The following is a 7,856-nucleotide window of genomic DNA, read 5'->3' on the forward strand; positions in this document are numbered from 1 at the left end:
ATCTTTGCAAGAAAGTCTAATTTTTGAAAATTCTTTATGATATTTTCGCCCATCTCCTTTATATCCATCTAATAAAAAAGGATGATGTAAATTGTATTTTTGCCAAAATGAAATAGCATCCTCATGATATTCAATGATTTTAGAAAATATTTTTTGTTCTTCAACATTGGGAGCGTAATTGGCATCTAAGCCAATAAATAAAAACTCTGCTTGAGTAGGACAACATCCCTGATAAGGTTTTTGGCGGAAAGCTTGAATTAGTTTTTCACTTGGATGAACGTTATACATATTTTTATCAGTTGACGTAATGCAAAGAATATTAGTTTATTCTAAAAGTGGACATTTTTATTGGTGAGAATATAGACATTTTAAATGGGTTCTAACACAAAAATGGGAGCCTATAGCTCCCATTTTTTATTTTTGCTCATGTTCTTTGTAGTACTGATGTGCTCTCTTAGAATTATGCTTCCAACTTTTAGCAATTTTGTATACATAAGTTGGAAAATCGTCCCAAACATGAGGTAGACCAGTACCACGCGCTACACGAAATTTAAGAGGATAGTTTTTATATTCAATATGATGCATGAAATAAAAGCTTCTCTCTTGTTGAGTGCTAAATTTTTTAAAATAGACACTCCTTATGTTCGGGTAGCGTTTGGAAAAATAATCATGAGGGTATGTTTTTACAGATTGTTGATACTGAGATTTCAGTTTTTTCATTTTTCCTCCTAGGTGACATTACCTAGAAGGGATCCTCTGCAAAGTAGTACATTGTCTTTAGTCCTATGAATTAAAAATTAATATTTAAAAGTACCACAAAGTAGTATAAAATTAACTACCACAAGGTAGTATAAACACAAGCAATGTATACAATATGTGAAACCCCTTTATTTACTAAATACTGTCTTGTTTATTGGACTCAGGAAGAATATGAGGAATTTAAAACATTCTTAGCATTAAATCCTGAAGCTGGGGATGTAGAACCCAATTCAGGCGGTATTCGTAAGATTAGATGGACTAGTGGCGGTAGGGGCAAAAGTGGTGGTGTCAGAGTCATCTACTTTAATCGTTTAACAAATGGAGAGATTTGGTTATTAACCTTGTACAGTAAAAAGCAAACTGTACAGCTTAGTAAGAAAACTCTGCAAGCATTGGTGGAGAAATTAAATGACTCGTTTAATGACTGAAAAAGAATTACAAGCTTTTGAAGCAACTAGAGATATTGAAGCTGAGATATTACAAGGCATTGATGATATGTTGGCTAATAATGCAGCGAAAAGAACAGTGATCACTGAAACAGATGTGGCATTAGCTCGTAGAAAGGCTCAACTAACTCAAGATCAGTTCGCCAAGATTCTTGGCGTATCAAGACGTACTCTTGAATCATGGGAACAAGGTGCGAGAAGACCATCAGGAGCAGCAACATCGCTTATCCGATTATTTATTGTTGATCCAAAATTTGTAAAAGAAAGTCTGGCTTAATTCATCTAGCTCTCACTAGAGAGCTATTCACTATATATTATTTAAGGTTTTTTATGAAACACTTAGGATTTGTAGGAAAAAGTACAGAATATATCGGCTATACCCATGTAGAAATTATCAATAGTTCTCTACGCCTGTCTTTCAACGTGCCATTAACAAATAATGTTGAAGAAACCTTTAAAAAAATTGTAGACAACAACTATGATTTATTGATGTCGACATCCGCAGAAATGTCATTTGAACTAGAAAATGAAACGCTTGAAATTCTTGAGAAAGTAATTAGAGAACAGGGGATCGAGACGGAAGAATTTATACAGAATACGTTGATTAAATTCATCAATCAAAATGGATTAGATACTACTAAATCTAATCTTTAGACAATAAAAAAGCCCGACATCCTGTCGGGCTTTTTTATATTGGGTTGCTCGTCTTGCTGATCTCGTGCTGCCCATTCCTTGCGCTACTTTCTTATTCTTGTTTTTCTGGAAACATCCTGTTCCCTTATGTATTCATCATAGGATTAATGCCTTAAATTACCAATCCGCAAAAACCTTAAATCTATGTAAGTTTTAGCTTACAAAGTTGGCCTATTTTTATCCCAAGAGTTGTCCGCAGAAATTGGGGATGATTTAAGCCATGAATGGGTTGATAACACACACTAAAGTTTCATTTTGATTAAACATTGATCTATTTTATTGGCAATAAGTATCAAAACTGCTCATAAAAAAGCCGACTTGTTTCCAAGTCGGCTTTTCGGGTTTGCGTCCCCGATTTTTTATAGCATAACTTTTTGAAATATAAAACTATTTTTATATGCGTTTCGTATAACGCCCATTATGTTAAATGAGTAAAGGACAAACATAGATGCAACTTGAGCTTTATTCGCACTGCATTGCTGCTTTTTGAAGAGCATAAAAAAAGCGTTCATCTTGTAATATAGCAGGATTTGTTCCCCATTCCTTACCATACATTTTTGTAGCATCATCATTTAATTTATCATATGCACAGCTACAAATAGACTTATCTGCCAAACCTTCTGCACACCCTCTGATAAATGCTTTTTTTTCTTTAGAATCGCAAGCAGATAAAACTAGTGTTAATAATATAATAGAAACGGTTGTAATAGATTTTTTCATTTTTACTATCTCTTTGATAATGTTAAATAAGCAACAAAAGCAATAATAAATAACCCCCCTAAAAATTTACCAAAAGCTGGGAACCAAACAGCAGGCCATATCAAGCCACGACCTAGATTATAAGCAAACCCTTTATAATCATAATCTCCCCAAAAATTACCATAAATGGCTGTGAAAAATGCTAAAACCAAATACCCTACTATTACAATATGACTTATTTTCATGATTTTCTTTACACTTAAAAAACATGATTTTACTTGATTTTTTTTTATTTTTGAATGGCTATCTTTTTCTAAAGCTTAGTATATAGAGAATCTATAAAACAAATTGGCTAAAAAATGATTAAAGCTATTAATTCACAATAGTTCTCATCGAGTTAAAAAATAATGATTTAAATAATATTAAGCTTTCCTAAAATTAACATAATACACCTTATACGAAATGCTCTTTTTATCTACTTAAAAATCAAATCGTTATAGCATAAAGAAAAGCCCGTTCACCCTCGAATGGGCTTTTTTTATGATTTTTCACGTTCCACGCCTATTCTTTGATCAATGTTCCACAACTTTGTTCATATCAGTTAAACAATCGTGGTTAATCATAGGGTCTAAAAAAACGGCTCCAAAACCCTCTTTTCTCAGGCTCTGGTTCAATGTGATCCGGCACCGGAATCCGCTTATTTTCTTTTTGATCTGGAGTAGTCAATCCGTCATGTTTGTTGTTATCTACATTCAATGTAGATTCTACTTGAGATGGACTAGATTGAGCTGAAGTTGGTGTGGGATGAACCTGAGTTGGCTTCATTTCAATTAGGGTAAGTAATGTATCAATACGAGAATTTGCTTTAGCTTCGCGATCTTCTGCTTTTTCTAACTGTTTCTTTAGAAAATCGATCTGATTCTTTAGTTCAATAACTGTATTGTCTGTGTATTCAGGTGTATTTATAGTTTGTGTTGGAGACGTATCAGTGTGTTTTGAGTGTTTTCCACTAAAAGGTTCACCATAAACGCGGAGTAACTCAGAGAAGTCGATAGAGCCATCATGATCACGACTTAACACCCCATTTTTTATATCTTTATAAAGTGTAGCACGAGATTTCTTATACAGTGTGGCTGCATCACTAACACTGTATTTTGTACTTGTTTTCATAGTGTATTGCTGTGTATTTAGGATACGTATTGAAGAATACAATAAGTGTATTCTTCAATACACTCAAGCTTTAAACCCTAAGTTCTTTAAGTGTGGCAAAAACTGCTGTTGTTGGTGAGGGTTTCTAAGCATATCCTTAATTTTAGCAGCTAAAATCTCATAACTTTCACCTTCTGAGGCTAAATGGGAAAGCTCATGTAAACGTGATAATTGATTCCCGAATAGATTAATTTGAGCATCAGATAGCTGATAAAAATCTTTCGAGGTATGTGTTATGGATTTAGATTTTTCTTTAAAAGAAAAGATAATATGAGTGACTTTACGCCCTGTTTTTTTCTGCTCATAAGTGACTTTTAGAGGGCTGTATTCATTGATTTGGTCTATAGCAGTGTCAATTACTCGTTTCTTGAAATCAGCGAATAATGGGTACTTTTTACCGAGTTCTAACATTGTCCGTAAACTCTCAACAGAAATTTCACGCTTACCTATTTGCCGATATTGAACCAGTAGTTCATAAATACGAATACCGTATCCACTATTGATCCCAGCAATGTCTGATAAGGCATATTTGGTGAATTCTCTACTTAGATTGGAAATGAATGGCAGAATGGGTTTTGAAAAACGGATACCAATGACACTTTGACTATCTAAAAATTGGATTTCTTGCACCCATCTCATCTTTATAGATTTATCATCAATACTGAGATTAATAGACCTCTCATAGAGTCTATTAATACCTTCCTTTAAATCTCTGTATGCAGTTTTCTCATGTACGCCCAATTGTTTTAATTCATCGACGCTAACAGGGTATAACTCATCATCTGTAATAGGCTGATTTTTGGGAATCCGTGAAATGGCAGCTAAGACAATTCGTTGCTCTACGGCACTTAATTGATACGATGCTTCTATTACTTGATTTGATTTTACAACGTGATTTTTATTCAAAACAAAACCATTGATTTTTCTAATATATGACAAATATATACTTGTCATAGTTAGTAGTCAATCCGTCATAGTTAAGTAGTCAATCCGTCATAGTTAGTAGTCAATCCGTCATAGTTAGTAGTCAATCCGTCATATTTAAACGCTGAAACCTTTGCTATATAAGGCACAGAGACAACTGAAAAGATTTAAAAGATTTAAAATATATTAAAAAGGCATTTGAAAAATTGCCCTTGGTTTTCGCTACGCTCAAACTCTATTGAATCTCGCTTTCGCTCGATTCGTCGGGGCAATTTTTTGGTCAATGTTCCCGTGAATTTAGAAAAAGTAAAAGCAAGATCAAAAGCAACTCGGAATTCGCTTCGCTCATAGAGCTTTTTTACTCGCTACGCTCGGTCTAGGCTCAATTTTCTGCATGTGATTTACGCTTATTTAGACTTCACAGCCTAAAAAGCTGTTTTTCAGAGGGGGGAATAGGCGAATTTTCTTTGTGTCGCTCGTAGACACTCGCTAAATGCTCTCATTTTCGATTTAAGAGACTTTTTAAATTTGGCTATTGAAACCTATATACTCCACCAAAACATCGCTAAAAACCCAATTTTTTTGCGTTTAAACAGGGTTTACCAAGGTGTGTAATCGTTATCATTGTCTTGTTCTGGCTTTTTAGGCTCATTTTTCTGCTGTTTTTCCAATTCTTGGCGTCTTAAAAATGCCATATGGTCTTGTTCTCGTCTTTCTTGCTCATAGCGTTGTTCTTGTTGTTCTCGTTCTTTACGCAACTGCTGTTCCCTCGATTCACGATCTTTTCGGTCATTTTCGAGCTGTATTGCTCTTTTTTTGGCAAATTCTTGCTCTGCTTCTACCTCAATTGGTTTTATAAAATCTGCATGCATTTTTTGGATTTTTAGCTCTTCCATTTCTTTTGCATATAATCGTTTTTGTTTTTCACCATTTTGAGGACTAAAGTATTTATTTCCATAGTCATCTTCTTCAAAGATATAACTATTTATGATCTCCAATCTTTGATCTCGTAGGTGCTCTTGATATTTATCTTCTCTGCGTAATATTTCTAAAATTTGGTGATCTATATTTGAAATTTGATCATTAAGTTTTCGTTGTTTAACAGTGATGTTCGTTTCGTCAAATTTTTCGAAAGACTTTTTAGGCTGGAGAAGCTGATTTTCTTCTGTCCATTTATTTAACTGATTAGAATATCTCTCTTTTTTTTCTATTTCACTAAGACCAGAGATATGCTTTTGGATATCTAGTTGGGTATTGTGTTGGTCGATCAGGTCATTTATTTGATTGCTCCATTTTGTTTTAAAAAATAAAGGCTCTTTTTTGTGTAGTTCTGATATTTCAGAACTCATCGTGTCTAATTCTGTTGTTAATTTTGATAATTCTTCGTTTTGGAATTCAGAAAGTTTCTGAGAAATTTTTTCTAAATACTCAGCTTGAGAGTATTGGAATTGAAGTTCACTTCGTACTTTTTGCACAAGATCCTCAGATACGTTGATGTTTTCATCAAGTGCAATGACCTTTTTAATTTCTAAATTACGTCGCTTAATTTCATCATTTTTCAGACTAATTTCTGTAAATACCCCTCGTCTTCGCAGGTATGTTGCTTGAGGACCTTCGTGCTGAGTTGCTTCTAGGTCACTTTCCTGGTCTTCATAACTTCTGTGATCGACACGTTCATCAAATCCATTTTGTTCCAGGTGATGATTACATAACTCTGCAAATGATTCTCTCCAGTGGCTTACAGTTTCTGTGCCATTGTCACGACTGAAGTCCCTATATTTTTTTGCTGAAAAGTCACCATGCTCATTAATACTTCGGGTGGTGAACATGATGTGTGCATGGTAGTTGCGTTCATCACTTCCACTGTCTGTATGCGGTGCATGAATAGCAGCGTCAACGAGGACACCATATTTGTTAACGATGTTTTGGCAAAGTTCATTGAGCATTTTTTTACGCTGTTCAGCGTTTAATTCACTTGGAAATGCAATCTCAAATTCTCTTGCAAGTAATGCATCTTTTCTTCGTTCGGCTTTTTCTACTTGGTTCCAAAGTGTCTGACGGTTGAGTAACTCAGTATTTGTATTTTTGGGTGCATAGATTTCTGTAAATTCGACACCGGTTTTTTTTGTGTAGTCTTGTTCCTTTCCATAGAAATCGCATACCAATTTTTCACCTGAACGATATGCAGCACAAGCAACGGCTGATCGTCCATTACCTCTACTAATCGTTTTAACTGAAAAATGATATATCGCCATGTTGCTTTTGCTCTTTATTTCGATTTATCGAAATTACCAACATGAATATGTTGGTCAGGGGATTACAAAGGGGATTTACCCCTTGTCGCACCATTGAGTTTAACTCAATGGCTAAGTGCGCCCTTCGGGGATTCTTTGAGTATCGTATAGCATCTTGAACGTGAGTTCAAATGCGCATATGATCGAAAAGAATCCTGAATCGGTAACTGGTATGAGTGTTGAAACTTTAGAACAAAAAATTGCAAAGCAGGAAGAGGTTTTAAAACAGCTAAAAGCACAGAAGCAAGCTGTTATCGCCCGTGAAAAAAAGAAACAATCTGAACAGAAACGAAAAGATGAAACTAGACGTAAAATTTTACTCGGTTCTTTGATGTTAAAAAAAATGGAAGATGAAGCCAATAAAGAAAAAATACTCGCTGATTTAAACGAGTATTTAACAGAAGATAGAGATAGAAAATTATTTAATCTTTAATGTTTCTAGCATGCAAATTTCGTATAAGAGATTTTATGTTAAATCACTGATGTTTGATCCTAGAATAATATTATGAATTGCTTTTATCTCTTCCTCTTTTTGAGCTTGAAACTTTCCATAAGTTGAAAAATGTAAATGCTTATAGATTAAAGGTTTTTTTTCATGAAAAACTTTAAGAGTATGTCCTTCTATTTGTTTTGCATCATTCATCCATGAAAATATAGATGTTTTTTTCATTAATTTAAAAACAGCATCAGAGATAAATACAGCTTTAGTGTGTTCTGAAAAAATGGCTTTATGAATGTATTGTAGATGATTTTTATCAAGATCAGAGCTTTTCAAATCATTTCTACCAGTTGTTGGAAGATGAAGAAGCTCGATAAATGAAATACGAGAAGC

The 7,856-nt window shown here is 34.1% G+C and carries 10 protein-coding genes and 2 pseudogenes; 4 read left to right on the plus strand and 8 right to left on the minus strand.

The genetic code is table 11. The features are described from left to right. A pseudogene (locus tag D7V20_RS17910) lies at window positions 1–288 on the minus strand (hypothetical protein); the annotation flags it as partial. Between the two features lie 126 nt (window positions 289–414). After that, window positions 415–720, minus strand: a complete 306-nt coding sequence (locus D7V20_RS17915) for a hypothetical protein (protein WP_000734383.1) — start codon at window positions 718–720, stop codon at window positions 415–417. A 143-nt stretch (window positions 721–863) separates the two neighbouring features. Here D7V20_RS17915 and D7V20_RS17920 point away from each other — a divergent pair, with 143 nt between their 5' ends. From D7V20_RS17920 to D7V20_RS17930, 3 genes are read left to right on the plus strand one after another with little or no spacing between them, the layout of a single operon-like run. Beyond that, window positions 864–1,187 (plus strand): type II toxin-antitoxin system RelE/ParE family toxin, encoded by a 324-nt coding sequence (locus tag D7V20_RS17920; RefSeq protein WP_000288001.1) that lies wholly within the window; start codon window positions 864–866, stop codon window positions 1,185–1,187. Further along, entirely contained in the window at window positions 1,168–1,482 is a 315-nt protein-coding gene (locus D7V20_RS17925; protein ID WP_000197509.1) for a helix-turn-helix domain-containing protein, read from the plus strand. The genes D7V20_RS17920 and D7V20_RS17925 overlap by 20 nt, the downstream gene beginning before the upstream one ends. A 53-nt stretch (window positions 1,483–1,535) precedes the next feature. Then, window positions 1,536–1,859 carry a hypothetical protein gene (locus D7V20_RS17930; protein WP_000681328.1) on the plus strand — a complete coding sequence of 108 codons (324 nt, stop codon included), beginning with the start codon at window positions 1,536–1,538 and terminating at the stop codon, window positions 1,857–1,859. A 501-nt stretch (window positions 1,860–2,360) separates the two neighbouring features. Here the strand turns inward: D7V20_RS17930 and D7V20_RS17935 are convergent. The 5 genes from D7V20_RS17935 to mobQ all read right to left on the minus strand — a co-directional run bounded on the left by D7V20_RS17935 (window position 2,361) and on the right by mobQ (window position 6,985). Beyond that, window positions 2,361–2,618 carry a hypothetical protein gene (locus D7V20_RS17935; protein WP_120385287.1) on the minus strand — a complete coding sequence of 86 codons (258 nt, stop codon included), beginning with the start codon at window positions 2,616–2,618 and terminating at the stop codon, window positions 2,361–2,363. A gap of 5 nt (window positions 2,619–2,623) precedes the next feature. Continuing rightward, the gene (locus D7V20_RS17940; protein WP_120385288.1) at window positions 2,624–2,842 is read right to left on the minus strand and encodes a hypothetical protein; all 219 of its coding nucleotides are present in this window, start codon (window positions 2,840–2,842) and stop codon (window positions 2,624–2,626) included. 370 nt (window positions 2,843–3,212) lie between these two features. Next, on the minus strand, window positions 3,213–3,767 hold the full coding sequence (locus D7V20_RS17945; protein ID WP_120376083.1) for a plasmid replication DNA-binding protein: 555 nt from the start codon (window positions 3,765–3,767) through the stop codon (window positions 3,213–3,215). Window positions 3,768–3,830: 63 nt separating this feature from the next. Then, entirely contained in the window at window positions 3,831–4,760 is a 930-nt protein-coding gene (gene repM, locus D7V20_RS17950; protein ID WP_000200914.1) for a replication initiation protein RepM, read from the minus strand. 569 nt (window positions 4,761–5,329) lie between these two features. Then, entirely contained in the window at window positions 5,330–6,985 is a 1,656-nt protein-coding gene (mobQ, locus tag D7V20_RS17955; protein WP_120385289.1) for a MobQ family relaxase, read from the minus strand. Between the two features lie 211 nt (window positions 6,986–7,196). On the opposite strand from mobQ, the gene D7V20_RS17960 reads away from it, so the two are divergent. After that, window positions 7,197–7,457: a hypothetical protein gene (locus D7V20_RS17960; RefSeq protein WP_031974998.1), complete on the plus strand. Its 261-nt coding sequence runs from the start codon at window positions 7,197–7,199 to the stop codon at window positions 7,455–7,457. A 33-nt stretch (window positions 7,458–7,490) separates the two neighbouring features. On the opposite strand, the pseudogene D7V20_RS17965 reads toward D7V20_RS17960, so the two are convergent. Beyond that, window positions 7,491–7,856: pseudogene (locus D7V20_RS17965) on the minus strand (hypothetical protein); the annotation flags it as partial.

It is taken from the genome of Acinetobacter rongchengensis (genome assembly GCF_003611475.1).
GTDB lineage: Bacteria > Pseudomonadota > Gammaproteobacteria > Pseudomonadales > Moraxellaceae > Acinetobacter > Acinetobacter rongchengensis.